This is a genomic window from Arthrobacter sp. NPDC056886 (assembly GCF_042788715.1).
In the GTDB taxonomy this organism is placed as follows: Bacteria; Actinomycetota; Actinomycetes; order Actinomycetales; family Micrococcaceae; genus Arthrobacter.
Map to the genome: position 1 here is coordinate 38,147 of NZ_JBHUBT010000014.1, position 18,008 is coordinate 56,154.

Below are 18,008 nucleotides of genomic sequence, written 5' to 3' on the forward strand. Positions count from 1 at the left end.
CCATTACTGCCCGTCCATTACGGCGCTCCATCCTTTACTGCTCGCCGTCGCCTGCCCGGTCCGCCGTTTCGCCGGGCGTGCCCGTGCCGTCGTAGGCCCACTGCGGATCCACGCGGACGTACTTGATGGCCTGCCGGAAGTAGGTGTAGGCGATGTTGAGGGCGCCGTCCGGGCCCTGGTGGATGGACGGGTACGAGTATTCGCGGTTCAGGCCGTCGCGGGAGTTGTTGGACAGGCAGTAGCCGTCGCCCACGTCGAGGTTTCGACGGATGGGCCAGCTGCGGCCGGAGTCTTCGGAGATCGCGAGCGTCATCGGGGACCTCGGAGTGCCCCAGAAGGCCTTCCGCTCGCCGCCGTCGCCGGCAGCAGACCCGCCAGGAGATTCCGCGGTGACCACCGGCTCGGTGATCTGCCCCTGTTCCTCGGCCAGGCCGTCGTCGTCGATCTCGTCGTACAGCGAGAGCCGCCGCTCGGTGGAGGCCTCGGCCCGGCTGTGGTTGTAGACCAGGGCCAGCCGGCCGTCGGCAAGGGCGACGAACTGGATGGAGGAGTTGTTGTTCGGCAGCTCGGTGGGAACGGGTTCGCTCCAGGTGGTGCCGCCGTCGGTGGAGCGGGATTCGTAAATCGAGTCGGCCCAGCGGCTGCGGAACAGGGCCAGCAGGGACCCGTCGGCCACCGGCTGGATGTTCATGTGCACGCAGCCCAGGCTGCCGGGCAGGACATGCTCACTCCAGGTGGCGCCGGCGTCGTCGGAAATCATGACCGCGCTGTCGTCGCTGTTGCCCACCCACTTCTCGCCCGGGGTGGTGATGCATCGGAAGATCGGGATGATCCAGCGGCCGGACGGCAGCACCACCGGCAGCTGCCGGACGAACACGCCGCCGGTGGCGTTGGCAGGGAACAGAGTCTCCACCGGACCCCAGGTCCGGCCGCTGTCCGAGGAAATGCGACGGCGGACCTCGGCGGTGTCCTGGTTCCCCGCCTTCTGTGCGGTGTACAGCAGCCAGAGCCGGTGGTCCGGGGCGGCGAACAGGATGGGGTTCTGCTCCGAACGGGCGGAGTCGTCCGAGAGCTGTTCGGCGGCCGACCACTGGCGGCTGCCGGGCTCCAGGGCGGAGAACCAGATGGAGATGTCCGGCACGCCTTCCTGGGTGCCGCCGAACCACACGCAGCCGAGCCGGCCGTCCGGAAGTGTCAGGAGGTTCGCGGCGTGGCTCTGCACGGTGGGCGCCGGCAGGTACGCGTACAGGCTGCCGCCGGCTTCCTTCACCGCGCCGTCGGGCGTGATGGTGGTGTAGCCGGCGGCGCCGGGAGCCTGAGTGCCGGGAGCGTCAGTTGCGGGCACGTCTGTTGAAGAAGTCACGGTTCAGTCCTTCGCCGTTGCGGCTGCCAGGTGGGCCTTGGCAATCTGCTCCAGGTGGGTCAGGTCCGAGGCGATGGTGGTGAACGTGTAGCCCTGGCGCAGCCGGAGCGCGGCCACCTCACCGGCCGGGGTGTGGATGCCCGCGGCCACGCCGGCAGAGGCAGCGGCTTCGGCGATGGTCTCCAGGGCGGCGTTGAACTCGGTTTCGACGGCCGGGTCGCCGGGGTACGCTGCGCCCACGGCGATGGCGAGGTCCGAGGGGCCCACGTAGATGCCGTCCAGTCCGGGCGTCGCGCAGATTTCCTTGACGTTGGCCAGTCCTTCCGGGGTCTCAATCATGGCGAAAACCAGGGTTGCGGCGTTGGCGTCGGCGGGAACCGGGCCGATCCGCAGGGCAGACCGCATGGGTCCGTAGGACCGGCCGCCCAACGGAGGGTACTTGGCCGCGGCGACGGCCGCGGCGGCGTCTGCCGCAGAGTTGACCAGCGGGACGATCACGCCGACGGCGCCGGCGTCGAGCGCCTTACCGATCGCGGTGAAGTCGTTGCCCTCCACCCGCACCATGCCGACGGCGGTGTGCCCGGCGTCGATCGCCATGAGCCCGTTCAGGATGCCCGAGTAGCCCAGCAGTCCGTGCTGCGCGTCAAGCGCCACGTAGTCGTAGCCGAGCCGGCCGATGCGCTCGGTGGCGACGGGCGCGTCCAGGACGGCCCAGTAGCCGACGGACTGTTCGCGGGCGCGGATCTTGCGGGCGAATTCGGTGGCGAGTTCGGATGTCATGTTGTCTCTTCTGCCTTCAGTCGGGGGAATGGTTGCGTATGTCAGCGGTTGTAGGCGGGCATGGGACCGCGGAGGCCGGCGCCGACGGCGTCGCACTCGGCGGAGACGTCTTCTGGCAAAGGACCCTTGGCCACGGCGGCGATGTTGGCCTGCAGCTGCTCCACCTTGGATCCGCCCAGCAGCATCGAGCCGACGCCGTTGCGGTAGGCCAGCCAGCGCAGGGACAGTTCGGCCAGGCTGATCCCAACTTCCTGCGCGATGAGGGAGAGTTCGTTGACGGCCTCGAAGAGCTGCTTGTCCCAGTAGCGCTGGGTGTACATGGCGGCGAGTTTGGAGTCGCCGTAGCGTCCCTCGGTCGGCTTGGCGTCGAAGCTGTGCTTGCCGGTCAGCAGGCCGCCGCCGAGCGGGTTGTAGACCATGGTGTGGACCTGGTGGGTGGCGGCGAATTCGAGGTATTCCTCTTCCACCCGGCGGGCCACCAGGTTGTAGAGCTGCTGCGCCACGACGGGGCGTGGTGCGCCCACTTCACGGGCCACGTGGATGACGTCGGCGATCTGCCAGGCCGCGAAGTTGGACACACCCAGGGCGCCGATTTTTCCTTCGGCGGCGAGCTCGGCCACGGTGCCCAGGGTTTCCTGTAGCGGGGTGGCCCGGTCCGGCTGGTGCAGGTAGAACAGGTCGATGCTGTCCGTGCCGAGACGGCGGAGGCTGCCCTCGACGCTGTTGCGCAGGCCCTCCCTGGAGAGCGGGGCGTGCTGGCCGTGGTCCGGATGCGGCATGCCCGCCTTGGACGCGAGGACGACGTCGGCCCGGCGGTCCTTGAGGAGGCGGGACAGCATCTCCTCGGTCGCTCCGCCGACGTAGGCGTTGGCGGTATCGATGGTGGTGATGCCGGCGGCGAGCGCCTCGTCCACCATCCGTCCCGCGGTGGCCTCATCGGCGGTGTCGCCGAACGTCATGGTGCCCAGGACGAGCCTGGAGATCGGTAGCTTCAGGCCGTCCACTGGCGTGCCTTCGGGCTGGATGCTCATTGGTTGATTCCTCGCAGTTGCTTGACGTTTGGGTGCGTTGACGGGTGAGTGGCCGGCGGGCTCAGGCGCTGGTCTTCAGCGCGAGCGACGAGACCAGGTGCCGGGGCTTCAGGCCGCTCATGGTGGACGGGTCGAGGGCGGCGCGGCGGAGCCGGCGGGTGTAGTCCTCCCGCGGCGCGGTCAGCACCTGCGCCGTCGTCCCGTGCTCCACGAGCTTGCCGCGCTGCATGACCATCACGGTATCGCTGATCTCCTGCACCACGCCGAGGTTGTGCGAAATGAAGACGTAAGTGATGCCGGTTTCGTCCTGGATGGACTTCAGCAACCGGAGCACCTGGGCCTGCACCGAGACGTCCAGCGCGCTCGTGGCCTCGTCGCAGACCAGCAGTTCGGGCTTTGACGCCAGCGCCCGGGCAATCCCGATCCGCTGCCGCTGCCCGCCCGAGAACTCTGACGGTTGCTTGTCCAGGGATGCGACCGGCAGGCCCACCTGGTCGATCAGGCTGGCCGCCGCCTTGTTCCGCTCTTTCCGCGACCGGACACCCTGGAGCTTCAGCGGCTCGGCCACGATTTCCTGCGCCGTGAGGTGCGGATCCAGGGAACCGTACGGGTCCTGGAAGACCATCTGGAACTTGGAGCGCAGGGGCCGGAGCTTGGCCTCGCTGAGTGCTGCCAGGTCCGTGCCGTCCAGGTCGATCCGCCCGCTGGTCGGCGTGACCAGGCGCATGAGGGCCTTGGCGATGGTCGACTTGCCGCAGCCGGATTCCCCGACGACGGCGATCGTCTTGCCCTTCTCCACCGAGAAGGAGACGTCGTCCACGGCCCGGAAGGTTCCGCCGGAGACGTGGTAGTCCACCACGAGGTTTTCGACGGAAAGGAACGGCTTATTCATGGCTGGCTCCGGTCGTGGTCAGGGCGGTGTTGGCCGCCGGCGTTTCGTCCCACGCGCCCAGGACGGGGATGGCGGCGAGCAGCTTGCGGGTGTACTCGGTGGCCGGGTTGTCCACGATCTGCTGGACCTCGCCGGACTCGACGAACGCGCCGTCCTTCATGACGTGGATCCGGTCCGAGATCAGACGCGCCACGCCTAGGTCGTGCGTGATCATCAGGATGCCGATGCCGCGCTGTTCCTGCAGCTCCAGCAGCAGGTCCAGGATGCCGGCCTGCACGGTGACGTCCAGGGCGGACGTGGGCTCGTCGGCGACCAGCAGCTGCGGCTCGCTGGCCAGCGCTATGGCGATCAGAACGCGCTGGAGCATACCGCCGGAGAGCTGGTGCGGGTACTTCTTGAGCTGCGCATCCGGGGTGGGGATGTGGACCTGTTCCAGCAGCCGGATGGCGCGGGCCCGGACGGCGCCCTTTTCCTTGGTCGAGGCCGCGCCGGCGATCCGGATGGCCTCGAACAGCTGGTTGCCGATCGAGTGCACCGGGCTCAGGGCCGTCATAGGGTCCTGCGGGATCAGTGCGAGGGTCTTGCCGCGGACCTTGTCGATTGCCTTGGAATCGGCGATCACGTCCACGCCGTCGATCTTGACCGACCCTGAGATCACGGCGAGGTCGTCCGGCAGCAGCCGGAGGAGGCCCATCGCCGTCGTCGATTTCCCGGAACCGGACTCACCGATAATGGTGACCGTCTCGCCCCGGTGGATGGTGAAGCTGACGGAATCCACGGCGCGGACAATGCCGGCGTCGGTGATCAGTTCCACCTGGAAGTCGCGGACCTCCAGCAGCGGCTGTTCTGTATACGCGGTGGCATCAACGTGCTTGTTCATCTCAGGCACCCTTCTTCTTGCGGCGGGGACGGTCGCGGAGGCCGTCGCCCAGCAGGTTCACGCCCACCACCATGAGCACAATCACCAGGCCGGGCAGCGTCACCAGCCACCAGGCGGTGGTGATGTAGTCCTGGCCGTCGGAGATGATGCGGCCCCAGGTGGCGAACGGGCGCTGCGGGCCGGCGCCGAGGAAGCTGAGCGCGCTTTCCAGCAGCACGGCCTGGGCCAGGAGGAGCAGAACCACCAGGGTGGCCTGCTTGATGACGTTGGGGATGATGTGCTGGATCAGGATCTGCACGCGGTGCAGGCCCAGGATCCGGGCGGCGGAGACGTAGGGCTTTTCGCGTTCCACCAGCACCATGGACCGGGTCAGGCGCGCCACTTCGGGCCATTGGGCGATGGCGATTACGAAGGTGATGACCGGAATAGAGGGCCCGAAGAGCGCCACCACCAGCAGGAGCATCATCAGCAGCGGCAGTGACATCTGCGCCTCGATCAGGCGGGAGACAACGGTGTCCAGCTTGCCGCCGAAGTAGCCGGCGGCTGCTCCGGCGATGACGCCGAGGACGCCGGAGACCAGCACGGCGAGGACGCCGATGGTGAGCGAGACCTGGCCGCCGTAGAGGACGCGGGAGAGGAGGTCGCGGCCCAGCTGGTCGGTGCCGAACAAGTGTCCGTCCGTCAGCGGCGGAAGCAGCCGCTGCGCAAGGTCCTGGTGGTTGGGGTTGGGAAGGGGCAGGACCTGGGCCAGCAGGATGGGAAGGGCCACCAGCAGGGTGCAGATGATGCCGGTGCGGATCTTCACCTTTGAGGAGATCCGGCGGCGGGTGGCCGCGGCCTTGGCGATCAGTTCCTTGGTGACGGCGCTGGGGGAGTGCTTCCGGGCAGATGCCTCGTCGGCGAGGCCCGCCGGGTCTGCTGCGGAAGGAGTTGCGGTGTCGCTGAGGCTCATGCTGTGGCCGCCTTTCCAAGACGAACGCGGGGATCAAGCAGGGGGTAGGCGAGGTCGATGACCAGCTGGACGGCGACCGCCAGCAGCGCGGTGACCAGTACGGTGGCCACGATCAGCGGGTAATCGCGGGTCTCCAGCGCCCGGACAACAAGGGAGCCGACGCCGGGCCAGGCGAAGACGACCTCCACCACCACCACGCCGTTAAGCATGGCCGCGAAGCGGGTGCCCAGGGCCGTGAAGACCGGGATGGCCGAGTTGCCCATGGCGTAGCGCCAGGTCAGCAGGGATCCCCGGACGCCGCGGGAACGGGCCACGGTCAGGTAGGGTGCGGCGAAGTTGGTGGTCATTTCGCGCCGGACCATCCGGGAGATCAGGGCGATCTGCAGGATGGCGATGGTGACGGTGGGCAGGACCAGGCCGCCCCAGGTGGCGAAGCCGGAAGCCGGGAAGATCGGGACCAGGACTGCGAAGAAGGTGAGCAGCATGATGCCGGTCCAGAAGTCCGGCATGGACTGCCCGGCGATGGTCAGGACGTTGACGCCGAATTCGCTCTTGGTGTCCGGACGGCGGGACATCCAGACGCCCAGCGGGATGGCGATCACCGCGGTGAGCAGGATCGAGGCCGTGGCCAGGGTCAGCGTGTACGGCATCCGTTCCAGCACCACCTGAATGGCCGGGGCCTGGAAGGAGTACGAGGTGCCAAGGTTGCCGGTGAACAGCTGCTGCAGGAAGATCCAGTACTGCTCGATCAGGGGCAGGTCCAGGCCGAACTGCTGGCGGACCTTTGCCAGTTCCTCGGTGGTGGCCAGCGGTCCGGCGTAGGCCACGGCAGGGTCGCCCGGGGCCAGCCGGATCAGGATGAACACGGTGGAGACCGTGAGGAACACGGTCAGCAGGCCCTGTCCGAGCCGCTTGAGGATGTACTTCGTCATGATCTAGGCCTCCAGCCGGACGTCAGCAAGCGGGTAGGAGTTGGTGGGCGCCAGCGACAGACCGCCCACGCGATCCCGGTGGGCCAGCACGGACTTGGGCACGAACGCCCACGCGCAGGGCCAGGTGTCCCAGATGGCCTTTTGCGCCACTGCGAGCAGCTGCTGCCGGCGCACGGGATCCACCTCGGTTGCGGCGGCCTGAATCTTGGCCTGCACCTCGGGCTTTACGTACCCCTGGTAGGTGTCGCGGGTCTTTTCCTTCTCCGCGGTGCCGGCGTACATGCCCTGCATCATGGTGATGGCCAGGCCGGTGGGGCTGCTGAAGCCGTTGCCCAGCAGGTCCCAGTCGCCTTCCTTGCCCTGGCGCCAGGCCAGGATGTTGCCGCCGGGTTCGAACTGCTGGAGCGTGGTCTTGACGCCGATATTGCCGAACATTTCCACCAGGGCCTCCATGACGGAGGTGTCGGACGCGAATTCGCCGGTTTCCCAGATGATCTTCAGGGTGAGGTCGGTGACGCCCAGCTCCTTGAGCCTGGCCTTGGCCTTCTCGGGATCGTAGACGTATGCGCCGGTCTTGGCGAAGCCGGTCAGGCTGGAGGGGGTGACGCCCTCGGCCTGGCTGACGGAGTTCACCAGCACGTTCTTCACCAGGGCTTCGCCGTCGATGGCCCAGCTAAGGGCCTCGCGGACCCGGACATCGGCCAGCGGGTGCCCGGCCGGTTTGCGGAAGTTGAAGAAGATCTGGTTCAGCCGGAGGCTGGACGCCTCTTTAAGTACGACGCCGGGAAGTCCGGCCAGCTGTTCGCGCGAGTCGGGCGTGATGGAGTCGATGACGTCCACTTCGCCGCTGCGCAACGCAATGACGCGGCTGGATTCCTCCGGGAGGAACCGGACCTCGACGGTGTCCACCGCGGGAGCCGGACCCCAATAGTTCTCGTTCCGGCGGAGGCTGTAGGTGCCGGCGCCGCGGTTGAACTTGGTCACGACGTACGGGCCGGTGCCCACGCCGTCCTGCAGCTCTTCGGGCTTGTTCTTGGCCGCGGGGCTGATCAGGATCATGCTCATGAGCGAATCCAGGATGGGGATGGGCTTCTTGGATTCCATCCGGAACGTCCGGTCATCAACCGGCACCACGGTGGGGAACTCGGGGAAGAAGCCGGCCACAAAGGAGCCCTGGACCTGCTGGTACATCTTCAGGGCCGTGGCCACGTCCTCGATCTTCAGCGGCGTGCCGTCGGAGTACTTGACGCCTTCGCGGAGGCGGACAGTCCATACCGTGGGGGAGGTCATGACGAAGCTTTCGGCCAGGACCAAGACGGGCTTGGTCTCGGGGCCGATGGCGGTGAGTCCCTGGCGTACGGCGCGCTGGACCGTGACGGCGGCGTCGAACTGGTTGAGTTTGTTGTCCAGGCTGACCAGCGAGCGGTTGAGCGCCAGGGTCAGGGTGCTCGGCCCCGGCAGGCCGGTGGGGCCGGCACATCCGGCAACGCTGCCTGTGCTCAGGAGAAGTCCGGCCAGTCCGCCGAATTGCAGCAGGCGGCGCCGGGAAATCTCGGGTCCTTGAGGAAGAACGGTCATCGTTGACCTCTCGGTAGAACGGGGGACGGCTGGCGACCGGATGGCCTGCGCCGTGTTACATGGATCACCTTGCCACGTTTGCGCGATTCGCGCAACAGTTCTAGCGCGATTCGCGCAGTTGTGTCATGATGAGGACATCGACAGCTTGATGAAGAACTCGATACTTAGTCACTTCTGGCTCATTTGCTGGCTCGCTATCCAGTTCAGTGCCAGTTCCAATAGCAACTCAACGTCCAGTTCGATCCAAGGGAGGAGGGGACATGGCAACAGTGCTCATACAGGCCGATGACTTTTCCGGAGCCGCTGAAGTGGGGGAGCGCTTCGCCCGGCAGGGGTTTGACACGCGGATCCTGCTTGAACCATCTTCCGCGACTTCCGACGTGATCGTCGTTGACACCCATTCGCGGTCATCTGCACCTGAAGCTGCCGCAGCCGCCGTGGCCCGGGTGTTCGCGGGGTCGGCCGCTGCCGACGCTGCGGTGCTGTTCAAGAAGATCGATTCGCTGTGGCGGGGCAATGTGGGCGTCGAAGTGGCGTCCCTGACGGATCTCGGTTTCCACGTGTTGGTTGCCGGCGCCCTGCCGCAGTTGCGGCGGACCGTGATGGAAGGGCGTCCCTACGCCGACGGCGTGCCGCTGGCAGACACCGGACTCTGGAAGGCGGAGGCAGCTACGCCGCCCGCACGTGTGGCCGACGTCCTGATGCAAAGTTCCGCGCAGGCGTTGGATCTCGCCGCGGTGCGCTCCCCAGACCTCGCCGAGCGACTCCTGCAGCTGTTCTCGAATGAAGGCGCCGTGACCGTGGTGGCCGACGGCGAGACGGAGGCAGACCTGGAAGCCGTCGTCGCGGCCCTGGCGGAATTGGACTACGCCGCCGGAGGTCGCAGGATTGTCCTCGTGGGCACGGGCGGCATCGCTGCCGTGCTCGCCCAGACGCTGCGGCCGGTATCGCGCTCCGCAGCGAACGCCGAAGCCCCGGCCTCTGCGCGAAATGCGCAGCTAGCAGGGGACGCAAGTACCCCAGACCTCACCGGAAGCCGTCCCGCACGGCCGGTGCTCGCCGTCGTCGGCTCCGCCTCCGAGGCCGCACGCAGGCAACTGCGGGAGCTGCAGGCCGGCGGATTCACGCGCGTCGGCCTCAGCCCGGCGGAATTGCGTGGGCCTGGAACGTCGCCGAAGCTAGGCGTTGTCCGTGAGGCCCTGGCCGCTAGCGAGCCGGTGGCCCTGACGGTCACCGCGGAACAAGTGGATCCCCGCGAGGCCGGCGCGATCGTCAGCAACCTGGCGGACTTCGTGTCCGCCGCCGCCGGCCCGCAGTCGGGACCCGTCGTCGTTCCCGATCTCATCCTTACCGGCGGCGAGACCGCCCGCGAGGTGCTGGAGCGCCTTGGCATCCGCGCGCTGGAGCCGCTCGGCGCCGAACAGCACGGCGCGGTGGCCAGCCTCGCCGACGACGGCAGGCTGGTGGGCACCAAGCCCGGGAGCTTCGGCGATGACCGGGCCCTGCTGCAGCTCTACCACTCGATCCAAAACCGCCGGGCCACTGAACCGGCCGGCACCGCACGTCAAGAACCACTCGACCCTTCCGCAAAATCTGGAGAAACCATGAATTCAGTCTTGAAAGCAGCCGAGTTGAATGCCACCGATTTGAAGGCAACAGCCCCGGATGCCCGCCCCGTTATCGCCGTAACCATGGGCGACGGCGCCGGCGTCGGCCCCGAAGTCACGGTGGGCGCGCTGCTGGCCGAAAACGCCTACCGGGACTGCCGGCCCATTGTCATTGGCGACGTGTACCGGCTGGAGCTGGGTGCGAAGGCGCTGGGCGTCGTGGCGGACATCGTGGAGATTCAGGACGTGACCCAGGCCGTCTTCGAACCGGGCCGCATCAACGTGATTGATCCCAAACTGCTTTCGCACGACCTGCCCTGGGGTGTGGAATCGGCCGAGGCCGGCAACGCCGCCTACCACTACATCCGGATCGCCTGCGAGCTCGGGATGAAGGGGGAGGTGCAGGGGATCTGCACCGCGCCGCTGAACAAGGCCGCGCTGCACAAGGCCGGGCACGTTTACCCGGGCCACACAGAGCTGCTGGCGCACTTCATGGGGATTGAGGAAGTGTCCATGATGCTCTCCACGCCCAAGGTTAAGGTCATCCATGTCACCACGCACATCGGCCTGATCGATGCGATCAACAAGATCGAGCCCGGCCTGGTGGAACGCACTGTGCGGCGCGGCTACAGCGCCATGCAGCGCGCCGGCATCGCCAACCCCAAGATCGGCGTCTGCGCCATCAACCCGCACGCGGGGGAGAACGGCCTGTTTGGCTATGGCGAGGAAGCGGAGAAGATCACCCCGGCCATCGAGAAGCTGCAGGCCGACGGCATCGACGCCCGCGGCCCGCTCCCGGCGGACACCGCGTTCTTCCTGGCCGGCCGCGGCGACTTCGACCTGATCGTCGCGATGTACCACGACCAGGGCCACGGCCCGGTGAAGGTCCTGGGCATCGAGGCCGGCGTCAACATCACCGTGGGCCTGCCGGTAATCCGCACCTCCGTGGACCACGGCACCGCCTTCGATATCGCGGGCAAGGGCATCGTGGACGTGCGCAGCATGATCGAGGCCCTGCGCCAAGCCGCCGAGATGTCCCCCAGCCCGGTGATGCAGGGGTAAGAGCTTCCACAAAGACGGGGGCGGCCACCTTGGTGGCCGCCCTCCTTTCGTTTAAGCGGGCGCCGCCAGTCGGGGCTAGCGGACCAGACTTCCTCACGTGCGGCTATCTAAGACCGCCTGCAATTTCTCGAACGACTGGGTCCAGCCGTTGCGGTGCAGGTCCAGTCGTTCCTCTGTCAGGAACGGTCCCTGGGAGAGCGCTACGCGTGTGCCTTCGCCGGCGCTTCCGAGGGAGAGGTCGACAACGGTCTCCCGGTCGTCCGGCGTCGGTTCGTCCCAGCGGAAGGTGTACACCAGACGCCATGGTGGGTCGATCTCCAGGAACTCGCCGGAGAGGTGGAACGTTTCGCCGTCCGGTGGCGTCATGGCGAGGCGGTAGCGGCCGCCCACCACAAGGTTGACGTCGGCCTCGGGGATGGCGAAGCCGTGCGGACCCCACCACTTCACCAGCTCGGTCGACTCCGTCAGCATCCTGAAGACTTCTTCCGGGCGAGCCGCGAGCGTGCACTCCAGGTTCAGGACCAGCCCGCCGGTTGCCCGGCCGCCGGCAGTCTCGTTACCGGTTTCCTCATTCATCCTGCAACTCTGGCATCCTCCGGACGCTCACGGAAGCGGACACAGCTGGCAGCGCCAATCATGTCGCGAGCCGCAGCAGCTTGCCTTGCGTCACGGCCTGGCGGGACAGCGTTTTGTAGCCCTCCTGCTCGAACAGCACCGTGATCACGTCATCCTCGTGCCGCATGACGATGCCCGGCCCCCATTCCTTGTGGACCACCGCGGCCTGAAGCGGGAACGGTTCCCCGCCCGCGGCGGCCGCATCGCCGTCGTCGTGGTCCTCCTCGTAGGCGGAACCGTCCGCGCAGGTGTCGCAGTTGCCGCAGGGCTCGGGGAGGTCCTCGCCGAAGTAGCCGAGCAGGAACTGGCGCCGGCAGCCGTCAGTCTCGGCGTAGCCGCGCATCATCTCGATGCGGGAGCGGTCCACGCGTTGGCGTGCTTCGGCGTGTTCGACGGCGCGTTCCACCACCGTGGGCAGCTTCGCGCCCGCCTCCAGCCGGCTGCCGCGCTTCCCGATTTTGACGGCGCGGGTTTCCTGCAGCTGGTTCAGCAAACCGGTGAGCTTCCGCGGGGAGAACCCGGTCTGCTCGCCGAGCTCCTTCTGCTTCAGGGGCCCCTCGGCGGCCCGCAGCGCCTGGAGGACGGCCAAGAGCCCTTCCTCGTCCGGGGCGTGCGTGCCGAAGAACTTGCGCAGGCCCAGATCCTCGGGCCGGTAGTGCAGGACCGCGGAGGCGGGTTCGCCGTCGCGCCCGGAGCGGCCGATCTCCTGGTAGTAGCTGTCCGGCGACTCCGGGATATCGGCGTGGACCACGAAGCGAACGTTGGGTTTGTCGATGCCCATGCCGAAAGCGGTGGTGGCCACCACCACGTCAAGTTCGTCGTCAAGGAACTGTTCGTGGACGCGGTCCCGCTCGCTCTGCTTCCTGCCGGCGTGGTACGCCGCGCTGCGAAGGCCGCGGTCGGCCAGCTCGGTTGCGTAAGCCTCGGTGTCTTTGCGCGTGGCGGCGTACAGCAGGCCGGGGCCCTTGAGCTCGGCCACCTGCTCCGTCACGGCGCGGCGCTTGTCCCTGTCCGTGAGGTGGCGGACCACGTCCAGGCTGATGTTGGTCCGGTCGAAGCCGTGCACCAGCACCAGGGGGTCCTTCATGCGCAGGCGCTGCTGGATCTCGTCGCGCACCGGGGGAGAAGCGGTGGCGGTGAGGCCCACGACGGGCGGGTTGCCCAGCTGTTCGCGGACCTCGCCGAGGCGCAGGTAATCGGGCCGGAAATCGTGGCCCCAGGAGGAGACGCAGTGTGCCTCGTCCACCACGAACAGCGAGACGCCCAGGGCCGCGAGCCGTTCCACGGTTTCGGTCTTGGCCAGCTGTTCGGGGGCCAGGAACATATAGACGGCGTCGCCTCGCTCCGCGGCATCCCAGGCGTCGTTCACCTGGGTATCGCTGCGGCCGGAGTTGATGGCGACGGCGGCCTCCCCGCCCAGCGTCTCCAGCAGCCGGTCCAGCTGGTCCTCCTGGAGTGCGATCAGCGGGGACACCACGACGGCGGGACCGCGCCTTGGGCTGCCTGCTTGGGTTGGCTTCCGGGCGGCTTGGCCCTGGCCTTGGTTTCGGTGTAGCTGCAGCGCGGCCAGCTGGTAAAGGGCCGACTTGCCATAGCCGGTGGGCATCACGGCGAGGACGTCCCCGCCGCTGACGAGGGCCTTCATCCCTGCGAGCTGGCCGGCGCGGAGCTGGGGGAGCCCGAAGGTCTCGGCCGCGAGTTGGCGGAGGTCCGCGTCCGGATTAGGGCTGGTGGTTGCGTCGCTGCGGACGGTATCTGTGGGGGCTTCGTCTGTGGGCAGGGCGGGGGCAATTGCCTCGGTCATGATGGCAGCTCCGTAGGGGGTGCGATCTGATGGCCGGGTGTCTTCAGCCGAGGTTCCAGCATATCCCTTGCCGCTGAACGATTGGCGGCCGTCTAAATGAACGCGGGGTCACTTCCGGCCTTAAAACGCGGGCGCCGCCCAGGCCTACCTTCGACCCGGACGGCGCCCGCCTTATTTCAGGGAGTGTCAGTTAGCGCTGACGCGCTCCTGTGCAATCGCTGCGTTTTTCTCGTCCAGCTCCTGGGCGGCGGTGATGCGCCGGTCCAGCTTTTCGAGCGTTTCGGGTGCGAGCAGGGTTGCGACGACGGTGATGACGCCGATGATGCTGAAGTACAGGATCACCCAGCCCGGCTTGCCGTTGCCGGCGGTGAGGAGCGCCACGGCGACAAGAGGCGCGATGCCGCCTGCCAGGACCGAGCCGAACTGGTAGCCCATGGACGCGCCGCTGTAGCGCAGCTTGGTGGAGAACAGTTCCGCAAAGAAGGCCGCCTGCGGGCCGTACATCGAGTTGTGGAAGACGGCGAGCCCGATGATGATGGCGAGCGTTGCCAGCAGCGCGCTGCCGGTGTCCGTCATGACGAAGTAGAGCGGGAAGAACAGGAGTCCGCCAATGGAACCGAACAGGTAAAGCGGCTTGCGCCCAATCTTGTCCGAGAGGATCGCCCACAGCGGGACGGCGAAGACGCCGATGCCCGAGGCAATGAGAACGGACATCGTGCCCTGGTTGGCGCGCTCGGCTCCAAACGTCTTCATGATGTAGACCACCGAGAACGTCGTGTACAGGTAGAAAGCGGAGTTTTCTGCCAGTCGCATGCCGACAACGAGCCAGATTCCCTTGGTTTCCTTCTTCATGGCCTCGCCTAGCGGCTTCTTCGAGGTCTGGTTCGTCGCCACGAGTTCCTTGAAGTCGTTGGAGTCTTCAAGCTTGCTGCGGACCACCATGCCGGTGACGATCAGGATCACGCTGAGCAGGAACGGAAGGCGCCAGGCCCAGGCGTCGAAGACCTCTGCCGGTACGGCGGCCTTGACGGCCAGGACGCTGGAGTTGGCCAGCAGCATGCCTGCCGGGACGCCCATCTGGGTGAAGCTTCCGAAGAATCCGCTGCGGCCGGCAGGGGCGTGTTCGATGGAGATGACGGCAGCCCCGGCCCACTCGGCTCCGGCGCCGAAGCCCTGCAGCAGGCGCAGCACCGTCAGCAGGATGGGAGCCCAGACTCCGATCTGCGCGTAGGTGGGAAGCAGACCCATGGCCAGGGTGGCAGCACCCATGATGAGCAGGGAGAGCACCAGCATGGGCTTGCGGCCGATCTTGTCCCCGAAGTGGCCGGCGAACATGCCGCCGAACGGGCGGGCAACGAAACCTACCGCGTAGGTGACAAACGCCATCAGCAGACCGGTGGCCGGATCCTGCTCGGGGAAGTACAGGCGGCTGAAGACTCCCGTGGCGGCGAGCAAACCGAAGATGTAGTAGTCGTACCACTCGATGGTGGTGCCGATGAAGCTGGCAGCCGGAACGCGCCAGGGCGCCTTCGTCTTGGCTTTGGTATTAGAGATCGTCATTGGTCTTTTCTTTCGGATGGAAACAAAGGGAGCCGCGGGCTACCAGTCGAGGGCGATGTATTTGGTTTCGGTGAAGTCCAGCAAGCCCTGGTGGGCACCTTCGCGGCCGAGGCCGCTCTGCTTGACTCCGCCGAACGGTGCTGCGGGGTCGGAAACGAGTCCCCGATTGAGGGCCACCATGCCGCTTTCGATGCGTTCGGAGACCCTGAGCCCGCGGCGAAGGTCCTCGGTGAACACGTAGGCTGCGAGACCGTACTCGGAATCGTTGGCGGCGGCGATGACTTCCTCTTCGGTGTCGAAGGGGATGACCGAGGCCACCGGCCCGAAGATTTCCTCGCTGACCATGCGGGCCTGCAACGGCACGTTGGTCACGACGGTGGGCGGGTAGTAATACCCGGCGCCGTCGATGGCCTTGCCGCCGGCCAGGAGCCTGGCGCCCTGGCTGACCGCGTCCCGGACCAGCGAGTCGACTTTGCGGACGCTGGCCTCGTCCACAAGCGGACCGACCTCGGTGTTGGCGTCGGTGCCCGGGCCCACGCGCATGGCGCCCATGCGTTCGGCCAGCCGGCGGGCGAACTCGTCGTGGACACCGCGCTGGACGTAGATCCGGTTGGCGGCGGTGCAGGCCTGGCCGCCGTTGCGCATCTTGGCAATCATGGCGCCGTCGAGGGCCAAATCGAGGTCCGCGTCATCGAAGACCAGGAACGGAGCGTTGCCGCCCAGTTCCATCGAGCACTTGAGCACGTTGTCGGCTGCCTGCCGCAGCAGGTGGCGTCCGACGCTGGTGGAACCGGTGAAGGACAGCTTGCGGACCCGGGGGTCCGCAAGGATCGGGGTCATGACCTCGCTGGTTTTGCTCGTGGTGATGATGTTGACGACGCCGGCGGGGACTCCCGCGTCGATCATCAGCTGGGCGATCGCCAGGGTGGACAGCGGCGTGAGCGTGGCGGGCTTCAGCACGGCGGTGCAGCCGGCGGCCAGGGCCGGTGCCAGCTTCCGAGTGGCCATGGCCGCCGGGAAGTTCCAGGGGGTGATCAGCACGCAGACACCGATCGGCATGTGCTGGACCAAGATCCGGTTGGAGCCCGACGGCGCGACGGACACATCGCCGATGATCCGGACCGCTTCTTCGGCATACCAGCGGAAGAATTCCGCGGCGTATGCCACTTCTCCGCGGGCGTCGGCCAGGGCCTTGCCGTTTTCGAGGGAGATGAGGTGGGCGATCTGCTCGCTGCGCTCGGTCATCAGGTCGAAGCAGCGGCTCAGGATTTCGGCGCGACGGCGCGGGGGCGTCGCGGCCCACTCCGGGAGGGCTGCTGCTGCGGCGTCGACGGCGGCGAGGCCGTCCTCGACGTCGGCGTCGGCGATGTCGGTGATAACCGAAGCGTCGGAGGGGTTGATCACCTCGACGGTGTCACCGCTGCTGGCGTCCTGCCAGTTCCCCGCGATCAGCAGCTGGCGGGGCACCGCCAGCCCGTCGACGTCGAGCGGTTCAGAGGTTGAAAGGAGAGTCATCAGTGGTCCTTATTGCTGATTAGCGGATCGTGCGGTCGCCGGCGTAGGCGGCGTGGACGATGGAGGTGACGGCGTCGAGATCAAGCGGCACGGGGTTGTTGTCGATGAGCCGCTTGGAGTTCAACGACAGCTTGGCGATCTGGTCGAGATCGCTTTCCTGCACGCCAAGGGCCTGCAGCGTCGGCGGCAGCTCGATGGCCGCGATGACCTCGTCGATTGCCTCGACGCCTGCGACGGCGGCGGCGCGCTCGTCGAGCCCGCGGATGTCGCGCCCCAGGGCCTCTGCGATCTGCGCCAGCTGCGGCTGGATCGTCTGGAAGTTGTGGCGGACGACGTAGGGGAGCAGGAGGCCGACGCCCACCCCGTGCGGGGTGTGGGTAAGTGCGCCTACCGGGTACTGGATGGCGTGCGCCGCGGCGGTTCCGGCGTTGCTGAGGACCACACCGCCGTAGAGTGCCGCGAGCATCATCCCGCCACGGGCCTCGGTGTTCTCCGGGTCCTTGTAGGCGGTGACCAGGCTACGGCCCACCAGTCCGATGCCGTTCAAGGCAATCGAGTCCGTCAGGATGTTCTTGCCGACGAAGACCCGTTCCGAGGCCAGGGTGGAGGTCGGCTCACGGGTGATGGCTGTGAAGGACTCCACCAGGTGCACGAAGGTATCAGCACCGGTGGCGGCCGTCAGGGACGGCGGGCAGGAGTAGGTGAGCTCGGGATCGCACACCGCGGCGAACGGGATGATGTGGGGACTGGAGATGCCCATCTTCATGCCCAGATCAGGATCGGAGACGACGGCGATTGCGGTCGCTTCGGACCCTGTGCCCGCCGTGGTGGGCAGTGCGATGACCGGTTTGGTGGGGCCGGGAACGGCGAATTCGCCGTAGTAGTCGCTCGGCTTGCCGCCGTGGGTGAGCAGCACGGAGACGACCTTCGCCATGTCCATGCAGCTGCCGCCGCCAAAACCGATGATGACGTCGATCTCCTGGCCGTTGAGCTCCTCGACGCAGGCGATGATCCCAGGCACCGGAAGCTCGGCCTGGGTGTCCCCGTAGACCCGGACGGTCAGGTTCCGGTCCTCAAGGCTCCGGACCAGGGCCTGAAGTTCCTCCGAGACGGCCAGCCGCGGATCGGTGCAGACCAGGACGTTGGTCCCGAATTCGGCTGCGATATTGGCGACGGCGAAGCGCTGCTGGGCGCCGACGACGACGCTCCGCGGCAGGCGGAGGACGCCGAAAGTTGCGGGACGGATACCCGCTGCATGCGCACACGACATTGTGAATAACTCCTAGAGGTGGGATGGGCGGCTCCCCAAAGGTGCCGCAGATCTCAGCATTCCAGAGCTACGTGACCCTCACCATGTGGTTTCGCGCCATATATCGCTCCTGCGCATGTGTGCCGGTGCCATGCCCCTTCGAGCTGGTGGCAAGCAGGCGCGTTAGA

Annotated in this window: 14 protein-coding genes; 1 reads left to right on the plus strand and 13 read right to left on the minus strand. The window is 67.1% G+C overall.

The features are described from left to right. Positions 1-34 precede the first annotated feature (34 nt). From ACFRJ8_RS20800 to ACFRJ8_RS20835, 8 genes are all read right to left on the minus strand, one after another. Positions 35-1,345: an exo-alpha-sialidase gene (locus ACFRJ8_RS20800; protein WP_377988342.1), complete on the minus strand. Its 1,311-nt coding sequence runs from the start codon at positions 1,343-1,345 to the stop codon at positions 35-37. A 21-nt stretch (positions 1,346-1,366) separates the two neighbouring features. Next, entirely contained in the window at positions 1,367-2,143 is a 777-nt protein-coding gene (locus ACFRJ8_RS20805; protein ID WP_377988265.1) for an HpcH/HpaI aldolase/citrate lyase family protein, read from the minus strand. 41 nt (positions 2,144-2,184) lie between these two features. Further along, on the minus strand, positions 2,185-3,174 hold the full coding sequence (locus ACFRJ8_RS20810) for an aldo/keto reductase (protein WP_377988266.1): 990 nt from the start codon (positions 3,172-3,174) through the stop codon (positions 2,185-2,187). Positions 3,175-3,235: 61 nt separating this feature from the next. After that, entirely contained in the window at positions 3,236-4,066 is an 831-nt protein-coding gene (locus tag ACFRJ8_RS20815; protein WP_377988267.1) for an ATP-binding cassette domain-containing protein, read from the minus strand. Beyond that, positions 4,059-4,946: an ABC transporter ATP-binding protein gene (locus ACFRJ8_RS20820; RefSeq protein ID WP_377988268.1), complete on the minus strand. Its 888-nt coding sequence runs from the start codon at positions 4,944-4,946 to the stop codon at positions 4,059-4,061. Before ACFRJ8_RS20820 ends, ACFRJ8_RS20815 begins: the two co-directional genes overlap by 8 nt. A gap of 1 nt (position 4,947) precedes the next feature. Then, the gene (locus ACFRJ8_RS20825) at positions 4,948-5,898 is read right to left on the minus strand and encodes an ABC transporter permease (RefSeq protein WP_377988269.1); all 951 of its coding nucleotides are present in this window, start codon (positions 5,896-5,898) and stop codon (positions 4,948-4,950) included. Further along, positions 5,895-6,830 carry an ABC transporter permease gene (locus ACFRJ8_RS20830; protein ID WP_377988270.1) on the minus strand — a complete coding sequence of 312 codons (936 nt, stop codon included), beginning with the start codon at positions 6,828-6,830 and terminating at the stop codon, positions 5,895-5,897. Before ACFRJ8_RS20830 ends, ACFRJ8_RS20825 begins: the two co-directional genes overlap by 4 nt. Positions 6,831-6,833: 3 nt before the next feature. Further along, the gene (locus ACFRJ8_RS20835; RefSeq protein WP_377988271.1) at positions 6,834-8,408 is read right to left on the minus strand and encodes an ABC transporter substrate-binding protein; all 1,575 of its coding nucleotides are present in this window, start codon (positions 8,406-8,408) and stop codon (positions 6,834-6,836) included. A gap of 260 nt (positions 8,409-8,668) precedes the next feature. Between ACFRJ8_RS20835 and pdxA the strand changes: the two genes are divergently transcribed. Continuing rightward, positions 8,669-11,077: a 4-hydroxythreonine-4-phosphate dehydrogenase PdxA gene (gene pdxA / locus ACFRJ8_RS20840; RefSeq protein WP_377988272.1), complete on the plus strand. Its 2,409-nt coding sequence runs from the start codon at positions 8,669-8,671 to the stop codon at positions 11,075-11,077. A 93-nt stretch (positions 11,078-11,170) separates the two neighbouring features. On the opposite strand, the gene ACFRJ8_RS20845 is transcribed toward pdxA, so the two are convergent. The 5 genes from ACFRJ8_RS20845 to ACFRJ8_RS20865 form a co-directional block, all read right to left on the minus strand. Further along, the gene (locus tag ACFRJ8_RS20845) at positions 11,171-11,653 is read right to left on the minus strand and encodes an SRPBCC domain-containing protein (protein ID WP_377988273.1); all 483 of its coding nucleotides are present in this window, start codon (positions 11,651-11,653) and stop codon (positions 11,171-11,173) included. A 58-nt stretch (positions 11,654-11,711) separates the two neighbouring features. Further along, a complete protein-coding gene (locus ACFRJ8_RS20850) occupies positions 11,712-13,496 on the minus strand; it encodes a RecQ family ATP-dependent DNA helicase (protein ID WP_377988274.1) in 1,785 nt (594 codons plus the stop codon). Between the two features lie 186 nt (positions 13,497-13,682). Beyond that, positions 13,683-15,056 carry an MFS transporter gene (locus ACFRJ8_RS20855; RefSeq protein ID WP_377988275.1) on the minus strand — a complete coding sequence of 458 codons (1,374 nt, stop codon included), beginning with the start codon at positions 15,054-15,056 and terminating at the stop codon, positions 13,683-13,685. 39 nt (positions 15,057-15,095) lie between these two features. After that, the gene (locus ACFRJ8_RS20860; RefSeq protein ID WP_377988276.1) at positions 15,096-16,571 is read right to left on the minus strand and encodes an NAD-dependent succinate-semialdehyde dehydrogenase; all 1,476 of its coding nucleotides are present in this window, start codon (positions 16,569-16,571) and stop codon (positions 15,096-15,098) included. 19 nt (positions 16,572-16,590) lie between these two features. Beyond that, positions 16,591-17,841 carry an iron-containing alcohol dehydrogenase gene (locus tag ACFRJ8_RS20865; protein WP_377988277.1) on the minus strand — a complete coding sequence of 417 codons (1,251 nt, stop codon included), beginning with the start codon at positions 17,839-17,841 and terminating at the stop codon, positions 16,591-16,593. Between the last annotated feature and the right edge of the window lie 167 nt (positions 17,842-18,008).